We start from the raw sequence: 17,746 nt of genomic DNA on the forward strand, positions 1-17,746 counted from the left end.
CTCAGTTGTCGCCTCAGTTGGCGACGATGTTGACCAGCTTGCCGGGCACCACGATGACCTTGCGGATCGTCAGCCCTTCGGTGAAGCGTTGTACGTTTTCGTTGCTGCGCGCAGCGGCTTCGACCGCTTCGCGGCTGGCGTCGGCCGGCACGTCGATCTGGCCGCGCAGCTTGCCGTTGACCTGAATCACCAGTTGCAGGCTGTCCTGCACCAGAGCCGATTCGTCCACGGCTGGCCAGGAGGCGTCGATGATCGCTTCCTCGTGACCCAGCTCCTGCCACAGTTCGTGGCTGATGTGCGGGGTGATCGGGGCGAGCAGCAGGGCGACGGTTTCCAGGCCTTCCTGAAGCAGTGCGCGCTGCTGGTCGGTGTCCTGAGGCGCCTTTTCCAGCACGTTCATCAGGGTCATCACCTGAGCGATGGCCGTGTTGAACTTGTGGTGCTGGCCAACATCCTGGGAAGCCTGCTTGATCGCCAGATGGATGGCGCGGCGCACTTCCTTGCCCGCGTCGTCCAGCCTGGTGGTATCCAGCACCCCCGGCAGGCCCTGGCTGACGTGGCTCTGGGCCAGGCGCCAGACACGGCGCAGGAAGCGGTTGGCGCCTTCGATGCCGGCGTCGGACCATTCGCAGCTCATGTCCGGCGGCGATGCGAACATCATGAACAGACGGCAGGTATCGGCACCGTAGGCATCGATCATCGCCTGGGGGTCGACGCCGTTGTTCTTCGACTTGGACATCTTCTCGGTGCCGCCGATCTCTACCGGCAGGCCGTCGCTTGCCAGCTTGGCAGCGATCACCTTGCCCTTGGCATCACGCTCGACGGTGACATCGGCCGGGTTGAACCAGTCCTTGCCGCCGTTATCCAGGGTGCGGTAGTAGGTTTCGGCAACCACCATGCCCTGGGTCAGCAGGTTCTTGAACGGCTCGTTGGACGACAGCAGGCCTTCGTCACGCATCAGCTTGTGGAAGAAGCGCGCATAGAGCAGGTGCAGAATCGCGTGTTCGATGCCACCGATGTACTGGTCCACCGGCAGCCAGTGGTTGGCTGCGGCCGGGTCGACCATGCCGCCGGTGTAGTGTGGCGAGGCGTAGCGTGCGAAGTACCAGGACGATTCCACGAAGGTGTCCATGGTGTCGGTTTCACGCTTGGCCGGTGCGCCGCATTTCGGGCAGTTGCATGCGTAGAACTCGGGCATGCGTGCCAGGGGCGAGCCGGCGCCGTCCGGCACCACGTCTTCGGGCAGCACGACCGGCAGTTGATCTTCCGGCACCGGCACGTCACCGCAGGTATCGCAGTGGATGATCGGGATCGGGCAGCCCCAATAGCGCTGGCGGCTGATGCCCCAGTCGCGCAAACGGAACTGGGTGCGCGATTTGCCCAGCGCCTTGCGCATCAGCGCCGCCTCGATGGCGTCGAATGCGCCTTCGAAATCCAGGCCGTCGAATTCGCCGGAATTGATCAGTTGACCATGTTCGTTGTACGCGGCCTGCCAGGGTGCAGGTGTTTCGTCACCGGCACTGGTCCGTACCACGGCCTTGATCGGCAACTGGTACTTGATGGCGAATTCGAAATCGCGCTCGTCGTGAGCGGGTACGGCCATGACTGCGCCGTCGCCGTAGTGCATCAGCACGTAGTTGGCGACCCAGACCGGCAGCTTTTCGCCAGTCAGCGGGTGTGCGACGAACAGCGAGGTCGGCCGGCCCTTCTTCTCCTGGGTGGCAACGTCGGCTTCAGCCACGCTGCCGCCTTTGCATTCGGCGATGAACGCTTGCAATTCGGGGTCGTTCTGCGCCGCCAGGGTGGCCAGCGGATGTTCGGCGGCCACGGCGACGTAAGTCGCGCCCATCAGGGTATCGGGGCGGGTAGTGAACACCTTCAGGGTGCCGGTTTCGCCGATGGACGCCTGATCGTAGGGGAACTGGACTTCCATGCCGCGCGATTTGCCGATCCAGTTGCGCTGCATGGTCTTGACCTGTTCAGGCCAGCCATCCAGTTCATCCAGACTACTCAGAAGTTCATCCGCGTAGGCGGTGATCTTGAAGTAGTACATGGGGATTTCGCGCTTCTCGATCACCGCGCCGGAGCGCCAGCCGCGGCCATCGATGACCTGCTCGTTGGCGAGCACGGTCTGGTCGACCGGGTCCCAGTTGACGGTGCCGTTCTTGCGATAGATCACGCCTTTTTCGAACAGGCGGGTGAACAGCCATTGTTCCCAGCGGTAGTAGTCCGGCTTGCAGGTGGTGACTTCACGGGTCCAGTCGATGGCCAGGCCCAGGCTCTTGAGCTGGGTCTTCATGTAATCGATGTTTTCGTAGGTCCACTTGGCCGGCGCCACGTTGTTCTTCATCGCGGCGTTTTCCGCCGGCATGCCGAAAGCGTCCCAGCCCATGGGCTGCAGGACGTTCTTGCCCTGCATGCGCTGGTAACGCGCTATCACGTCGCCGATGGTGTAGTTGCGCACGTGCCCCATGTGTAGCTTGCCGCTCGGGTAGGGGAACATCGACAGACAGTAGAACGTCTCCTTGCCGGGCTGTTCGCTGACTACAAAGGAGTTCTGCGAATCCCAGTGGGATTGCGCGGCGGCTTCGATTTCGCGTGGCTGATACTGTTCGTGCATGGCTACTTTGCGCTAGGGAAAGGGGCTTTCGGGAAACGCCGTAGCATACATGACCCCCCTTGACGGAGGGAAACGCTGATTGCTCTGTCGGGCGGGGGCATCACCGTTTGTCGCGGTACCCGGCTCTCTGCGGAGCGAACGCTAAGCTTGCCTGATGGCGTCCAGCCACGAGGTGTGCGATGGGGCATTCGACAGGTATTGAAAACCAGGACGATCCTTACGGACGATTGCTGCAGCGGCTGACGCTGGCGCTCGATGATGCCGACAGTCTGGCGCGTCTGTCCGACAAGCCGTCCGGGGATATGGAGGTGCGCGGTCTGTCCGTTGCCGAGTTGGAACTGATCAGGGCCTATCTGGCCAGTGATCAGGACTGGTTGAAGGGCTGGCACGCCACTGCTGCGCAGCAGTATCGCTCAGGCATGGTGAGCCTGGAGCCACTGGCGCCTCCGTTCAAGCGCCACCAGGTTTCTCGTCCGGGCCAGCCGTGGCGGCCATCCGCGGTGGTTCTGCCCGATGCGTAGCTGCTGTCGACATCGCTTCTGCGTCTCGACGATTGCCGGCTTGCGCTGAAACGGCGCCAGCCTCTAGGCTTCGACCCTTTCCCGGAGGTGCTCGATGCCGCTTCGCTACATGCTCAAGCAATTCTTCATGCCGCCCGGCATTCTTCTGCTTCTGCTGTTACTCGCCTGGTTTCTGCGTCGGCGCTTTCCGCGTCTGGCGGCCTGCTGTTTCACGGTCGGCCTGGGTGGCCTGTGGCTGATGAGCCTGCCGATCACCGTGGAGTGGATGGCGCGAGCGATAGAGCGTGAGCCGGCGGTTGCCCATGAACAGTGGGCTGGCCTGGCGCAGCATGCGGACGCCATCATCGTTCTGGGCGGCGGGCGCGATTCTGCTGACCCGGCCTGGGGCGGCGATCAGCCCAGTGCGATGGCGCTGGAGCGCACCCGCTATGCAGCACGCCTGGCCAAGGCCTCCGGGTTGCCGGTTCTGACCACTGGCGGGCTGCATTTCGGTCGACCGCCGAGCGAGGCGGCGCTGATGGCCGAGGTGATGCGCGAGGATCTGGGGGTCGAAGTGCGTTGGCGCGAAGAGCGCAGCCGCACCACCTGGGAAAATGCGCAGGAAAGCGCTGCCATGCTGCAGCCCGAAGGCGTGCGCCGCGTGGTGCTGGTTACCCAGGCCTGGCACATGCCACGTTCGCGCTGGAGTTTCGAGCAGGCGGGCTTCGAGGTGGTAGCCGCACCCGTGGGGTTCATCGGCGTACCCAATGACCGCCCCCTGGGTGGCTGGCTGCCAGAGGGCAAGGCTTTCTGGCAAAGCACCTTGTTGCTCAATGAAGCGATCGGCTCGCTGGCCTATCCGCTGGCTTACCGGCGTTAGTGGTGAACGATTCGATGGGGCGCAAGCCTATCCGTTGCCTTGCGGGCGTAAGCTCCCGGGGTGCGTCAAGCCCGCGACACACGCGCCCCGGTGGGCTTCGGCCCACCACCCAAACCGCCCACAGCCCGAGGTGCCGAACCGCATGCTTTGAACCTCCGGCCACTATCGGCGTTGAATGGTTTTGGTGGGCTGAAGCGCCACCCTACGTTTTATGCCCTGGGGTAGGGTGGGCTTCAGCCCACCGCCGTAACACCCAGAGCCCGAGGTGCCGAAGCGCATCCTCTGAACGTCCGGCCACCATAGGCATGAATGGTTTTGGTGGGCTAAAGCGCCACCCTACGTTTCATGCCCTGGGGGTAGGGTGGGCTTCAGCCCACCACCACAGCGCCCACAGCCCGAGGTGCCGAAGCGCATGCTTTGAACCTCCGGCCACTATCGGCGTTGAATGGCTTTGGTGGGCTAACGCGCCACCCTACGGTTCATGCCCCTGGGAGTAGGGTGGGCTTCAGCCCACCACCACCGCGCCCACGCCCGAGGTGCCAAAGCGCATGCTTTGAACCTCCGACCACTATCGGCATTGAATGGCTTTGGTGGGCTAAAGCGCCACCCTACGTTTCATGCCCTGGGGGTAGGGTGGGCTTCAGCCCACCACCACAGCGCCTACAGCCCGAGGTGCCGAAGCGCATGCTCTGAATGTCCGGCCACTATCGGCGTTGAATGGCTTTGGTGGGCTAAAGCGCCACCCTACGGTTCATGCCCCTGGGAGTAGGGTGGGCTTCAGCCCACCACCACAGCGCCTACAGCCCGAGGTGCCAAAGCGCATGCTTTGAACCTCCGGCCACTATCGGCGTTGAATGGTTTTGGTGGGCTAAAGCGCCACCCTACGTTCATGCCCTGGGGTAGGGTGGGCTTCAGCCCACCGCCGAGCCCGCCGTCCGGCTCAGCCCGGTCTGCCCTTGGCGTTATACCGCATCCCGGCGGCGCTGAATCAGGGCCCAGGCCGCCAGCAGGCTGCAGAGGACGATCAGCGGCCAGGAGCGCCACTGCAGGTATGGCGTCAGGTGCTGCATGGGCTGCACTTCACCGTACAGCGTGCCCTGTTCGAACTGCGGCAGGCGCTCGGTGATCTGGCCGAACGGGTCGATCAATGCGGTCACCCCATTGTTGGTGGCGCGGATCATCCAGCGACCCGCTTCCAGAGCACGCATCTGCGCCATTTGCAGATGTTGCAGTGGGCCGATGGATTTACCGAACCAGGTGTCGTTGCTCACCGTCAGCAGCAGGTCGCTCTGCGCGGCCATTTCGGCAGCGAACTCCGGGTAGACCACTTCGTAGCAGATGAAGGTCGCGATGCGCTGTCCTTTGGCTTCCAGCAGGGGCTGGTCGTGCTCGCCGCGGGCGAAGTCGGACATCGGCAGGTCGAAGAAAGCGATCAGGCCGCGCAAGACTTCCTGCAGCGGCACGTACTCACCGAACGGTACCAGGCGCTGCTTTAGGTAATCGCCGCTGCCCTGGCCCACCACGCTGACGCCATTGTAGTAACGCAGCTCACCACGCTCGTTGGGCTGGCGGATCGGCACACCGGTGATCAGCGCGCTCTGACGGTCACTGGCGAAGCGGTCCATCACGCTGAGGTAGCCGATGGCCTGTTCCTTGAGGACCGGCACGGCGGTTTCCGGCCAGATCAGCAAGTCGGTCGGTTTGCTGCTGAAACTCATGTCCCGGTACAGCGCCAATTGTGCGTTGAGCTGCGCCGGGTCCCACTTGAGATTCTGCTCCACATTGCCTTGAATCGCCGCGACGCTCAGCGGCTCGCCGGCAGGTGAAGTCCAGGCATGACCCTTGAGCAGAGCGCCGACCAGCCAGGGCGCGATCAGCAGCGCCAGAGCCACGGCCAATTGCGGCTTGTGCCGGTACAGGCGTGGCAGGTTGACGAGCAGTGCAGCGCTCAGCGCCAGGGCAAAAGACAGCAGCCACACACCGCCTACCGGAGCCAGACCGGCCAGTGGCCCGTCCAGTTGGCTGTAACCTGCGTAGAGCCAGGGGAACCCGGTGAGAAACCAGCCTCGAAATGCTTCCTGGGCAACCCACAGGGCGGCGAACGCCAAGGCATCGGTTGCCAGCGCTGCATCGCGGCGTAGCCAGCGTGCCCACAACCAGGTGGCCAGTGCGAAGAACAGACCGAGCCCGGCGACGAAGCCCAGAGTCAGAAAGGCAGCCAGGGGCGGCGAAGCGGCGCCGTAGTCGTGAATGCTCACGTATACCCAGCTGGTGCCGGAGGCGAACAGGCCGAAACCGTACCACCAGCCGCGCCATGCTGCCTGGCGTGTTGTCAGTTCACGCAGGCCGCGGTAGAGCAGGGCGATCGACAGCAGCACCAGCGGCCAGATGTCGTAGGGTGCCAGCGCCAGGGTGGTCAGCGCACCTGCCAGCAGAGCGATCAGATTGCCGGGCCAGCCGGGGCGGAACAGTCGATTCATCGGAATGCTCGAAAGAGGAGAGTGGCAGGCGCCCCGCCTGGCAGGGCGCTACAGCGTGTCAGCGCGCCAGCGGCGTCAGACGCAGCAGGTGCACGCGGCGGCTGTCGGCGTTCAGCACGCGAAAGCGGAACTCGCCGATCACCGTCACTTCGTTGCGCTTGGGCAAATGACCGAAGGCGCTCATCACCAGGCCGCCGACGGTGTCGAATTCGTCATCCGAGAAGTCGGTGGTGAAGGCTTCGTTGAAGTGATCGATGGGCGTCAGCGCCTTGACCAGGAAGTCGCCGCTGGGCAGCGGCTTGACGTAGCTGTCTTCTTCGACGTCATGTTCGTCCTCGATATCACCGACGATCTGCTCAAGCACGTCTTCGATGGTCACCAGGCCGGCGACGCCGCCGTATTCGTCGATCACCACCGCCATGTGGTTGTGATTGGCGCGGAACTCGCGCAGCAGCACGTTGAGGCGCTTGGACTCAGGCACGAAGGTGGCCGGGCGCAGCATGTCGCGGATGTTGAAGTCGGGCTGGTCGCCGAGCAGCAGCGGCAGCAGATCCTTGGCGAGGAGGATACCGAGTACGTCATCGAGGCTCTCGCCGATCACCGGGTAGCGCGAGTGCGCCGCCTCGATGATCACCGGGAGGAATTCTTTCGGGGACTGGGTGGCCTTGATGGTGACCACCTGGGAGCGCGGCACCATGATGTCGCGGACCTGCAGGTCCGCGACCTGAATGGCGCCCTCGACGATGGCCAGGGCCTCGCTGTCGAGCAGTTTGTTCTGATGCGCATCGCGCAGGACTTCCAGCAGTTCCTGGCGGTTCTTCGGCTCATGAGCAAAAGCCTGGGTCAGCTTGTTCAGCCAGGACTTTTGCTCGTTGCTCGATCGGTCTTCGCTCATGGGGGTTTACTCGGGATCCTTGCTTTCATTCGTCGCCGGCGTACGGGTCGGGATGACCCAGCTCGGCGAGCAATAATCGTTCCAGCGCTTCCATCTCCTCGGCTTCCTCATCATCGATGTGGTCATAGCCGAGCAGGTGCAGGCAGCCGTGTATCACCAGATGCGCCCAGTGCGCCTCCAGCGTCTTGCCTTGCTCGATAGCCTCGCGCTCGACCACCGGCACGCAGATCACCAGGTCGCCAAGCAACGGGATATCCAGCAAATCATCAGGCACGTCGGCGGGAAAGGACAATACGTTGGTGGCGTAATCCTTGTGTCGCCAGGTGTGATTGAGTTCGCGGCCTTCGGTCTCGTCGACCAGGCGGATGGTCAGCTCCGAGTCTGCCGTGCGCTGGCGCAGGGCCAGCTCACACCAGGCTTGAAAGGCACCAATGGTGGGTAGGTGGTCGCCGTCACTGGCGACTTGCAGATCCAGCTCGATCATCTGTCGGACCTGGCACCCGGGTCGTTGTCCGCCGGCCGGCGGTCAAACGGCTGATGTTCGGCATCGAAGCGCTCGTAGGCCTCGACGATGCGTTGCACGAGGGGGTGGCGCACCACGTCCTTGGGCTTGAAGTGGGTGAAGCTGATGCCTGGCACGCCTTTGAGCACGTCGATCACGTGAGTCAGGCCGCTCTTGGTTCCGCGCGGCAGGTCGACCTGGGTGATGTCGCCGGTGATCACTGCGGTGGAGCCGAAGCCGATCCGGGTCAGGAACATTTTCATCTGTTCCATCGTGGTGTTCTGGCTTTCATCGAGAATGATGAAGCTGTTGTTCAGCGTGCGGCCGCGCATGTATGCCAGCGGCGCGACCTCGATCACCTGTTTCTCGATCAGTTTGGCGACCTGCTCGAAACCGAGCATCTCGTAGAGCGCGTCATACAGCGGGCGCAGGTAGGGGTCGATCTTCTGCGACAGGTCACCTGGCAGGAAGCCGAGCTTCTCGCCGGCCTCGACCGCCGGACGCACCAGCAGGATACGGCGGATCTGCTCACGTTCCAGCGCGTCCACTGCAGCAGCGACGGCAAGGTAGGTCTTGCCGGTACCAGCCGGGCCGATGCCGAAATTGATGTCGTGGTCGAGGATCGCCTTGACGTAGAGCTGCTGGTTGGCGCCGCGTGGCCGGATCATGCCCTTGCGGGTGCGCAGGGCGATGTTGAGATGGGCGCTGGGGTTGTTCAGCTCCTCGATGCCCGACTCCTGCAGGAACAGGTGCACCATATCCGGCGACAGCTCGGTGCTGTCAGTTTCGCGATAGAGACGGCGCAACAGATTTTCAGCAGATTGGGTCTGTTGTGCCTCGCCAAGCAGTTCGAACTGATTGCCGCGATTACGGATTTCGATACCCAGACGAGATTCGATCAGGCGCAGGTGCTCGTCGAATTGCCCGCTGAGATTGGCGAAGCGCTTGGCTTCGAAAGGTTCGAGGGTGAAGCGATGAGGTTCTATGGAAGTATTCAAAGTCGTATTTTGGCCGCCAGTCGGCTGGGTTGAAGGCAGAGAATAGCGCTAGCTGTCGCCGGGGGAAAGCGCGGCCGACGACCGCGCTGCGCTTGTGGCTGGCTGCCTTCGCTGGGCGAAGGGCTCAGTGGCGCTCGATCAGTGTGCCACGTAGCGAATGCGGCATCGCTTCGTCGATATGCACATCGACGAACTGGCCGATCAGCCGCGGATTGTCGCACTGGAAGTTGACGAAACGGTTGTTCTCGGTCTTGCCCTGCAGCTTGCCCGGGTCCTTTTTCGAGAAGTCGCTGACCAGAATGCGCTGCACGCTGCCGACCATGCGACGGCTGTTTTCGAAGCCTTGCTGGTTGAGGCGGTGCTGCAGCATCTGCAGGCGCTCTTTCTTCACCTCTTCCGGGGTGTCGTCGACAAGGTCGGCGGCCGGCGTACCGGGACGCGAGCTGTACATGAACGAGTAGGAGAAGTCGAAGCCGACGTCCTCCACCAGCTTCATGGTCTGCTGGAAATCCTTCTCGGTCTCGCCCGGGAAACCGATGATGAAGTCCGAGCTGATGACGATGTCCGGCACTGCCGCCCGCAGTTTGCGGATGCGCGACTTGTATTCCAGCGCCGTGTGGTTGCGCTTCATCGCCGCCAGAATGCGGTCCGAGCCCGACTGCACGGGCAAATGAAGGAATTTCACCAGCTCCGGGATCTCGGCGTGAGCCTTGATCAGCGCGTCGGAAAATTCCAGCGGGTGGCTGGTGATGTAGCGAATGCGATCGATGCCATCGACGGCGGCTACCAGGTAAAGCAGCTCGGCGAAGTCGGCGATACCGCCGTCGCGCGTGGTGCCGCGGTAACCGTTGACGTTCTGGCCGAGCAGGGTGAGCTCACGCACGCCGTTCTCGGCCAGATGGATGATTTCGGCCAGCACATCGTCCAGCGGTCGGCTGACTTCTTCGCCGCGGGTATAGGGCACCACGCAGAATGTGCAGTACTTGCTGCAGCCTTCCATCACCGATACGAAGGCGCTGGGGCCGTCGACTCGTGGCTCGGGCAGGCGGTCGAATTTCTCGATCTCCGGGAAGGAAATATCCACCTGAGCGATCTTGGTGCTGCGCGCGGCGTCGATCATCTCCGGCAGGCGATGCAGGGTCTGCGGGCCGAATACCACATCGACGTAGGGCGCGCGGTCGCGAATCGCCGCGCCTTCCTGGCTGGCCACGCAGCCACCGACGCCGATCACCAGATCCGGGTTTTCCAGCTTCAGCTCACGCCAGCGGCCGAGCTGGGAGAACACCTTGTCCTGGGCTTTTTCGCGGATCGAGCAGGTATTGAGCAGGATGACGTCGGCGTCTTCCGGGCGATCGGTCACTTCCAGAGCCTGATGCTCGCCCAGCAGGTCGACCATGCGCGAGCTGTCGTACTCGTTCATCTGGCAACCGTGGGTTTCGATATAGAGCTTCTTGGTCATGGCACTGCCTGGAATGATTGAAAAGGTGTTCAGGAAACATCTCCGACGTCGCCTCGGCGACGGCCATGCAGGCCAGCCCGGAAAATGACCGCGCATTATAGGGGGCTTGGTCGACAGAGGCCACAATCGATGGACAAGAGGGGCGACGAAGCAGTCGAGAGCCGTGCTAAGATTCGCGCCCTTTTCGACTGCCAGCCAATCGTTACCCATGACCAAGCGTGAACCGATCTACAAGGTGATTTTCCTCAATCAGGGCCAGGTGTACGAGATGTATGCCAAGCAGATCTTCCAGAGCGATCTGTGGGGCTTCCTGGAAATCGAGGAATTCGTCTTCGGCGAACGTACCCAGGTCGTCGTCGACCCAAGCGAAGAAAAGCTCAAGGCTCAGTTCGATGGCGTGGTGCGCAGTTTCGTGCCCATGCATTCGATCGTGCGCATCGACGAAGTCGAGCGTCTGGGTACGCCGAAGATCAGCGAGGCCAAGGGTGGAGGCAACATCATGCCGTTCCCCATGCCCATGCCGGAAAAATAGGTTTCAGCGCAAGCGATCCGCAGCTCGCGCTACGGCTTTTCGTTGCACCGCCGTTGCTATTTCAGCGGTGCGAAAGGGGAGAGGCCATCGGCGGCCTGCAGTTCCTGCAGGTAGTTGCGGAAGATCTGCCCCAGTACCTGGGTGGCCACTTCCAGTTCCGCTCTGGGCATCTGCAGGGACACTTCGTCAGCGCTGTCCATGGCTTCGTCCGAGCCATTGACCGCAGCCATCTTCAGCACGATATAGGCCTGCACGTTGTTGGCGGCCACGCCTTCGCCACGAAAGAACATCATGCCCAGATGGTATTGCGCCTGCGCATGCCCCTGTAGCGATGCGCGCTCGAACCAGTTGAGTGCCTGGGCGAGGTCGCGCTCGGTGGCCCTGCCGTCGTAATAGAATTCGCCAAGCTCGTATTGCGCCTGGGCGTCGCCGCCGTCGGCACTCTGCTGGCAGGCCTGCAGGGCGTCTGGCAGGTCTTCGGGGGCGACGTTCAGCGAACAGCTGCCGGTCGCCGGGATCAGCAATGAGTTTCCGTCCGCCAGTGCAAGCAATGGCAGCAGGAGCAACAGGCAGCCCAGAGACAGGGTGCGGCCGGTGCGCTTCATGAAGATCCAGATACCTCGAGGTGCTGACAGGGTGAATGACGGCGGAAAGAATGCGTCCGCCATCACATTATGAAATAAGCCGCAGCGTTCTTACAAAGTGTTTGCCTGCTTTTCTGCCCCATCGTGGCGCGCGCGCATCGCTGTCGCGTGCGAATCGTACCCCGATTTGGCTCGAATCGGCGGCTGACGCCTCTTATAGACGATCAGCCGCACAACGACAGGTTCCACCATTATGCGCGGCAATGAAGGTCCGCCGCACGCTGCTGACCGCTCATCATGCCTGTTTGAGGTTGGCGAACGCGCGTTCGGCGGCGTCCAGAGTCAGTTTCAGCTCGGCCTCGCCGTGGGCGATGGAGGTGAAACCTGCCTCGAAAGCACTCGGTGCCAGGTAGACGCCGCCTTCCAGCATCAGGTGGAAGAAACGCTTGAAGCGCTCTGCATCGCTGGCCATCACGTCGTCGAAGGTGACGATGTCGTCAGCGCCGCTGAAATACAGCCCGAACATGCCGCCCGCCTGGGTGGTGACGAACGGGATGGCGGCCGCATCGGCACGATCCTGCAGGCCCTGCAGCAGTGTGCTGGTGTAGTCGCTCAGTTCGGCGTGGAAGCCAGGCCGGCTGATCAGCTTCAGGGTGGTCAGGCCGGCGGCCATGGCCAGCGGGTTGCCGGACAGCGTGCCAGCCTGGTAGACCGGGCCGAGGGGAGCGATGCGTTCCATGATCGCGCGCTTGCCGCCGAAGCAGCCCACCGGCATGCCGCCGCCGATGATCTTGCCGAAGGTCGACAGGTCCGGCGTCACGCCGTAATGCGCCTGGGCACCGCCAAGGGAAACCCGGAAGCCGGTCATCACTTCGTCGAAGATCAGTACCACGCCGTGCTTGTCGCACAGGCTGCGCAGGCCCTCGAGGAAGCCGGGTGCTGGCGGTACGCAGTTCATGTTGCCGGCGACCGGCTCGACGATGATGCAGGCGACCTCGCTACCGACCTTGCCGAGCATGTCGGCGACCGCATCGATGTCGTTGAACGGCAGGGTCAGGGTGTGCTTGGCGAAGGCCGCTGGCACGCCCGCGGAGTTCGGCACGCCCTGGGTCAGTGCACCGGAGCCGGCTTTGACCAGCAAGCTGTCGGAGTGGCCGTGGTAGCAGCCTTCGAACTTGATGATGCTGTCGCGGCCGGTGTAGCCACGCGCCAGACGGATGGCGCTCATGGTCGCCTCGGTGCCGGAGCTGACCATGCGCACCATTTCCATGGACGGCACCAGTGCGCAGACCAGGTCGGCCATTTCGGTTTCCATGGCGGTCGGCGCGCCATAGGACAGGCCATGGTCGAGCTGGCGGCGTACTGCGTCGATCACTTCAGGGTGGCTGTGGCCAAGGATCATCGGCCCCCAGGAGCCGACATAATCGACATAGCGCTTGTCGTCCTCGTCCGTCACGTAGGCGCCTTCCGCGTGCTTGAAGAACAGTGGCGTGCCGCCAACGCTCCTGAAGGCGCGAACCGGCGAGTTGACGCCGCCGGGGATGTGTTTCTGGGCGTTGGCGAAGAGGATTTCGGAGCGGGACATGATGGAGCCTCTTGAAAATGAATTAGGCCGGTTGGAACAGGGCGCTGAAGGCGCGCGCGCGGCGTTCGACCTCTGCAGCCGAATCGGCGGCGAACAGGGCGTGGATCACCGCGAGCATGCTGGCACCCCTTTCTATCAAGGGGGCGGCGTTGTGCAGGTCGATGCCACCGATGGCGACGATCGGCAGTTGCACGCACGCCTTGGCACTGGCCAGCAGCTCGGCAGTGGCCGCCGGTGCGCCAGGTTTGGTGTGGGAGTTGAAGAATCGCCCGAAGGCCACATAGCTGGCGCCTTCGCGGGCCGCCTGCTCGGCCAGCTCCAGGCGGGCGTGGCAGGTGCCGCCGATGATCGCTTGGCGTCCCAGCAGGGCGCGGGCCACGGCCAGCGAGCCATCCTCCTGGCCCAGGTGCAGGCCGACGCCCAGGCGGGCGGCCAGCTCGGCATCGTCGTTGATGATCAACGCAGCGCCGTAGCGTTCGCAGAGGCTGCGCAGGGCCTCGGCCTCGCGCAGGCGGCGTGCTTCATCGCCGGACTTGTCACGGTACTGCAGCACGCGCGCGCCGCCAGCCAGGGCAGCCTCGACATAGGGCAGCAGCTTGCCACCGGCGAGCAACTGGCTATCGGTGATGGCGTACAGGCCGCGCAACCTGATGGGCGCGGCCATCAGCAGAAGTCCAGTGGCAGGCGGCGTGGTACGTACTGACCGCGGCCCGGTCGCTCGGCGTCGCGCAGGGTGCGCCAGGTGTAATCCAGGGCAGTTTCGACCGCACTGATCAAATCCTGTCCAAGGGCTATGCGTCCGGCGAGGGTGCTGGCCAGGGTGCAGCCGGAGCCGTGGTAGCTGCCGGGCAAGCGCGGGCAGGTGAAGGTGTGCTGGCTGCCATCGCGCAGGTACAGCCGGTTATGCACCACATCGCTTTCGTCGCCATGGCCACCGGTGATCAGCAGGTGGCGGATGTGCGGCAGCAGCCGGTTGGCGCATTCATCGGCCGTGCCGTCTGGCAGGTCGGCGAGGATGCGTGCTTCCGGCAGGTTGGGCGTGGCGATGGTGGATACCGCGAACAGACGCTCGCGCATGGCGAAACCAACTTCGTCCTTGCCCAGGGCGCCGCCACCGCCGGCACGCAGTACCGGGTCGCAGACCAGCGGCACGCCTGGCAGCTTGTCCATGATCATCAGCACGGTTTCGACCATTTCCACCGAGCCGAGCATACCCAGCTTGACTGCGGCTACCGGCATGTCGGCGATCACCGCATTGGCCTGGGCCAGCACCCAGTCGCGGTCGAGCACGCGGAAGTCGCTGACATCGACCGTGTCCTGCACGGTCAGGGCGGTAACCGCTGGGGCGGCATGGCAGCTCTGTGCCAGCAGCGCTTCGATGTCCGCCTGCAGGCCGGCGCCTCCGCTCGGGTCGTGGCCGGACAGGCACAGCACTACCGGGCGCGAGGGGGCAAGGCGAGCACTGCTGCGTTCATAATCTGGGAGGCCGAAGTCGATCATCTGTGTCGCGGGTTCCGGTTTACCAGGTCATTGAAAAACGTGGGCGAGGTAGCCGATGCGGGGCTGATGGCAGCCCCGAAAACAGGTGAGAAAAGCGGAGTTCACCGCTGTATACGAGCATTTTCAGCCTGTTTCACGAAGCAACTGCTACCTGGGTGGTGTTTTCAACAGCCTGTTAGGGTAGGGCGGCAGGCGTCCTACCTGGTTTATCGGGCTCGCACCAGCGGGTGGCCGGCGGCATTTTCGTGGGGCGCGAGCTTAACATTTTATGCGCCGCGGTGAGGCTGGATAGTCTCGCGAAGGGACTGGCGCATCCCCACCATCAAGCGTAACGGTTCGCATTTGTGCGTAGCCCCGTGCATCATGCAACGCCCAGCCCTCGCTGTCGCCGACCCATGAACCTGCGCTTCTATCTGATTGCCATGACCGCCCTGGCGGTGGTCACCGACAACCTGATCATTCCCTTCTATCCGCAGTATTTCGCCGAGCGTTTCGACAATCCCCCGCCGGAGCATGTTGGTCTTTATCTGGCGGCGATCAGCCTGACGGTGATGGCCGTGTTTCCGCTGTGGGCGCGTCTGGCCAGGCGCGTGCATCCGGTGCGCATTCTGATCGGCGCGCAGTTCATGGCCGGCACGCTGACCGCGGCCCTGACCTTCATCGATTCGCTGCCGCTGTTCTGGGTGGTGTCGTTGCTGATGATCGTGTTCAAGGGCAGCTACCTGCTGATGTACCCCTACGTGATGAGTCTGCAGCAGCACGACAGCCACACCCAGACCATCGGTACGTTGTCGGTGGTGGTGCACTTCGGCGCGATTCTCGGCGCAGCCGCGGGCGGGCTGGTGCTGCAAGTGCTGGCTATCGGCGATGTATTTCTGATCATGGCTGCCGGCGACTTCATTCAGATGGCCATCTGCATGCACCTGATCCGCGGCCACCTGCCGCGCAGCGGCGAGATCGGAGACGCGGGCAGCAGTACGGGTGAGACGCCAGCCGGCAGTGGGCAGCGTAGCCTGCTGGCGATCTACCGGCTGTGCGTGGTGATGTTGCTGTTCTACTTCGTCGCCTACGTCACCCGGCCATTCTTCGCCGTGTACTGGCAGCAAGTGGCGAGCTGGAACAGCGAGCTGATGGCCGGTTTCGTGTATTCGCTGCCCGGCGCCGTGGCGGTGTTCGCGCTGTGGTGGAGCAGGCGTTCGACGGTCAAGGGGGCGACCCGTGATGGCATCTTCGCCGGTCTGCTGCTGGGGGCGGCTGCGACCTTCATTCAGGGTTTCGACAACCAGTGGCTGATTCTGCTGGGGCGCGTGCTGTTCGGCTGGGCGCTGTATCAGGTCACGGTCCGTCTGGATGCCTTGCTGTTCGAATTGAGCACGCCGGAGAACTATGGCGTGGACTTCAGCAAGATCAATATCTTCCAGTGCCTGGGCACCATGGGGGCATCCTACGGCGCCGGCCTGCTGGTCAGCCATTACGGTCAGCACATGCCGTTCTGGGTGGGGGCGCTTGGCTTGCTGATCACCGCTGCAGTGTTTCCGCTGCTGATCAAGGCGGGGCCAACGGCGGGCTCTTCGCGCGAATGATAATCTGGTGCATTAGCGTTGGGCGTGGTTAAATTCGTGTCTTGCACCAGCGCCACGCTGCCGCGCCGATGCCAGCCGTCACGAATCATTCCGGGGCCGACCTGCGATGTACCAGGCCAACGCCGATCTTCTGCACCTTATCGAGGTGACCGCACGTACCCTGCCGGGGCTTTCCGGACGGGTGGGTTCGAGTGGCCGCGACGAGCTTGCCTGCGGAGCCTCCGATAACCCCGCACGCATTGCTGCGCTCTACCAACACTGGCAGCTCGCCTGTCCCGAAGCCGGGCCGCATTACTGGAACACCCGCACCTGGACGCTGCTGATCTGGCAGCCGATCTACCTGAGCCTGCTTGGCGTGCATCTGGCCGGCCGCGTGCCTTGTCTGAACGACATGGGGCAGTCCGTGTGCGACGGTGTGGTGTCGGGCTTCTGCCTGCCCGAGCACTGCCCGCGGCAGGCCAGCCAGGATGCCCTGATCGATTTCGCTGCCGGGCAACTGCAGCAACTGGTGGCGCGCCAGTTGCAGGAGTACAACGCGGTGGCCGCCATGCATCAGAAGATGGCGCGCCGCCTCGAAGCCGACTACGTGCTGGCGGCGCTGCTGCTGATCCAGCGTCAGCAGGCGCTGAGCAATGCCCAGTTGCACCAACTGGAACGGCGCTGGCTGGAGGCCCTCGATCTGCAGGGCGACAGCACGCTGATCGACGTCCGCCTGGACGACGGCCGCGAACGTCTGGCCCTGGGCCGCAAGGTGTGCTGCCAGCACTTCCGCCGCGCCGATGGCCAGCTATGTAGTACCTGTCCGAAACTCAAACAGGAGGAGCGCCTGGCGCGCCTGCGTCAGGAGCTGAGTCTCGAATGCTGCGAATGAATGATATCGAGGTCCGCCGCGACGGTCGCCTGACCCTGGCGCTGGACGAGCTGCAACTGGCCGGCGACCAGTTCACCGTGATCCTCGGGCACAACGGCTCGGGCAAATCGACGCTGATGAACCTGATCGCCCGGCAGTTGCAGCCCGACACCGGTACGCTGCAGCTCGACGGCAAGCCATTGGCCAGTTTCAGTCAACGTGAGTTCGCCCGTCGGGTGGCCTTCCTGCCGCAACGCCTGCCGGATGTGGCCGGGCTCACCGTACGCGAACTGGTGCGCCTCGGGCGCTTTCCATGGCGTGGTCTGCTTGGCCGCTGGCAAGCCGAGGATCAACGGATGATCGAACAGGCCATGGCGCAGACCGATGTCGAACAGTACGCCGATCACCTCGCCGATACCCTGTCCGGCGGCGAACGGCAGCGGGCCTGGATCGCCATGCTGCTGGCCCAGCAGTCACCGCTGATCCTGCTCGATGAGCCCACCTCGGCGCTGGATCTGGCCCATCAGTACGAACTGATGACGCTGCTGCGCGAGCTCAATCTGGCGACTGGCCGCGGTATCGTCGCCATCCTCCATGACATCAATCTGACAGCCCGCTATGCCGACCGTATCGTCGCGCTCAAGCAGGGGCGGGTGTTCTTCGATGGTTCCCCGGAGGAACTGCTGAACAACCCGCTGCTCAGCCAGCTTTACGACATCGACATCGAACTGATCGAGCAGCCTGGCAGCGCCCGCAAGATCGCCGTGGTGGCCTGAGC

The 17,746-nt window shown here is 63.4% G+C and carries 16 protein-coding genes; 6 read left to right on the forward strand and 10 right to left on the reverse strand.

Going from position 1 to position 17,746, the window contains the following annotated elements; genetic code table 11:
• Positions 1 to 13: 13 nt before the first annotated feature.
• Complete coding sequence (gene leuS / locus QRN22_RS14065; protein ID WP_042555146.1) at positions 14 to 2,620, reverse strand: leucine--tRNA ligase; 2,607 nt, start codon at positions 2,618 to 2,620, stop codon at positions 14 to 16.
• A 179-nt stretch (positions 2,621 to 2,799) separates the two neighbouring features.
• Here leuS and QRN22_RS14070 point away from each other — a divergent pair, with 179 nt between their 5' ends.
• Together QRN22_RS14070 and QRN22_RS14075 are read left to right on the forward strand one after the other, a co-directional pair.
• Positions 2,800 to 3,141, forward strand: a complete 342-nt coding sequence (locus QRN22_RS14070; protein WP_052493831.1) for a hypothetical protein — start codon at positions 2,800 to 2,802, stop codon at positions 3,139 to 3,141.
• A gap of 94 nt (positions 3,142 to 3,235) precedes the next feature.
• On the forward strand, positions 3,236 to 4,000 hold the full coding sequence (locus QRN22_RS14075) for a YdcF family protein (protein WP_042555147.1): 765 nt from the start codon (positions 3,236 to 3,238) through the stop codon (positions 3,998 to 4,000).
• 962 nt (positions 4,001 to 4,962) lie between these two features.
• Here QRN22_RS14075 and lnt read toward each other — a convergent pair.
• From lnt to miaB, 5 genes are all read right to left on the reverse strand, one after another.
• A complete protein-coding gene (gene lnt, locus QRN22_RS14080) occupies positions 4,963 to 6,480 on the reverse strand; it encodes an apolipoprotein N-acyltransferase (RefSeq protein WP_042555148.1) in 1,518 nt (505 codons plus the stop codon).
• A 58-nt stretch (positions 6,481 to 6,538) separates the two neighbouring features.
• Positions 6,539 to 7,375, reverse strand: a complete 837-nt coding sequence (locus QRN22_RS14085) for a CorC family transporter (protein WP_042555149.1) — start codon at positions 7,373 to 7,375, stop codon at positions 6,539 to 6,541.
• Positions 7,376 to 7,400: 25 nt separating this feature from the next.
• Positions 7,401 to 7,859, reverse strand: coding sequence for an rRNA maturation RNase YbeY (ybeY, locus tag QRN22_RS14090; protein WP_042555150.1), 459 nt, complete (start codon positions 7,857 to 7,859; stop codon positions 7,401 to 7,403).
• Entirely contained in the window at positions 7,856 to 8,875 is a 1,020-nt protein-coding gene (locus tag QRN22_RS14095) for a PhoH family protein (protein WP_042555151.1), read from the reverse strand. Before QRN22_RS14095 ends, ybeY begins: the two co-directional genes overlap by 4 nt.
• 124 nt (positions 8,876 to 8,999) lie before the next feature.
• Positions 9,000 to 10,334, reverse strand: a complete 1,335-nt coding sequence (gene miaB / locus QRN22_RS14100) for a tRNA (N6-isopentenyl adenosine(37)-C2)-methylthiotransferase MiaB (RefSeq protein ID WP_042555152.1) — start codon at positions 10,332 to 10,334, stop codon at positions 9,000 to 9,002.
• Positions 10,335 to 10,542: 208 nt separating this feature from the next.
• Between miaB and QRN22_RS14105 the strand changes: the two genes are divergently transcribed.
• Complete coding sequence (locus QRN22_RS14105; protein WP_042555153.1) at positions 10,543 to 10,866, forward strand: DUF1820 family protein; 324 nt, start codon at positions 10,543 to 10,545, stop codon at positions 10,864 to 10,866.
• 56 nt (positions 10,867 to 10,922) lie between these two features.
• Here the strand turns inward: QRN22_RS14105 and QRN22_RS14110 are convergent, their stop codons facing one another.
• The 4 genes from QRN22_RS14110 to QRN22_RS14125 all read right to left on the reverse strand — a co-directional run bounded on the left by QRN22_RS14110 (position 10,923) and on the right by QRN22_RS14125 (position 14,535).
• Complete coding sequence (locus tag QRN22_RS14110) at positions 10,923 to 11,471, reverse strand: tetratricopeptide repeat protein (RefSeq protein ID WP_042555154.1); 549 nt, start codon at positions 11,469 to 11,471, stop codon at positions 10,923 to 10,925.
• A gap of 274 nt (positions 11,472 to 11,745) precedes the next feature.
• Entirely contained in the window at positions 11,746 to 13,035 is a 1,290-nt protein-coding gene (gene hemL / locus QRN22_RS14115; RefSeq protein ID WP_042555155.1) for a glutamate-1-semialdehyde 2,1-aminomutase, read from the reverse strand.
• A gap of 22 nt (positions 13,036 to 13,057) precedes the next feature.
• Positions 13,058 to 13,687, reverse strand: a complete 630-nt coding sequence (gene thiE / locus QRN22_RS14120) for a thiamine phosphate synthase (RefSeq protein WP_156152760.1) — start codon at positions 13,685 to 13,687, stop codon at positions 13,058 to 13,060.
• An 11-nt stretch (positions 13,688 to 13,698) separates the two neighbouring features.
• Positions 13,699 to 14,535, reverse strand: a complete 837-nt coding sequence (locus QRN22_RS14125) for a bifunctional hydroxymethylpyrimidine kinase/phosphomethylpyrimidine kinase (protein WP_042555157.1) — start codon at positions 14,533 to 14,535, stop codon at positions 13,699 to 13,701.
• A 395-nt stretch (positions 14,536 to 14,930) separates the two neighbouring features.
• On the opposite strand from QRN22_RS14125, the gene QRN22_RS14130 reads away from it, so the two are divergent.
• The 3 genes from QRN22_RS14130 to QRN22_RS14140 all read left to right on the forward strand — a co-directional run bounded on the left by QRN22_RS14130 (position 14,931) and on the right by QRN22_RS14140 (position 17,744).
• Entirely contained in the window at positions 14,931 to 16,118 is a 1,188-nt protein-coding gene (locus QRN22_RS14130; protein WP_042555158.1) for an MFS transporter, read from the forward strand.
• Positions 16,119 to 16,224: 106 nt separating this feature from the next.
• Complete coding sequence (locus tag QRN22_RS14135; RefSeq protein ID WP_042555159.1) at positions 16,225 to 16,989, forward strand: siderophore ferric iron reductase; 765 nt, start codon at positions 16,225 to 16,227, stop codon at positions 16,987 to 16,989.
• Positions 16,977 to 17,744: an ABC transporter ATP-binding protein gene (locus QRN22_RS14140; protein ID WP_042555160.1), complete on the forward strand. Its 768-nt coding sequence runs from the start codon at positions 16,977 to 16,979 to the stop codon at positions 17,742 to 17,744. The genes QRN22_RS14135 and QRN22_RS14140 overlap by 13 nt, the downstream gene beginning before the upstream one ends.
• Positions 17,745 to 17,746: the final 2 nt, after the last annotated feature.

The organism is Pseudomonas sp. MEJ086, from assembly GCF_030209025.1.
Classification (GTDB): Bacteria; Pseudomonadota; Gammaproteobacteria; order Pseudomonadales; family Pseudomonadaceae; genus Aquipseudomonas; species Aquipseudomonas fulva_A.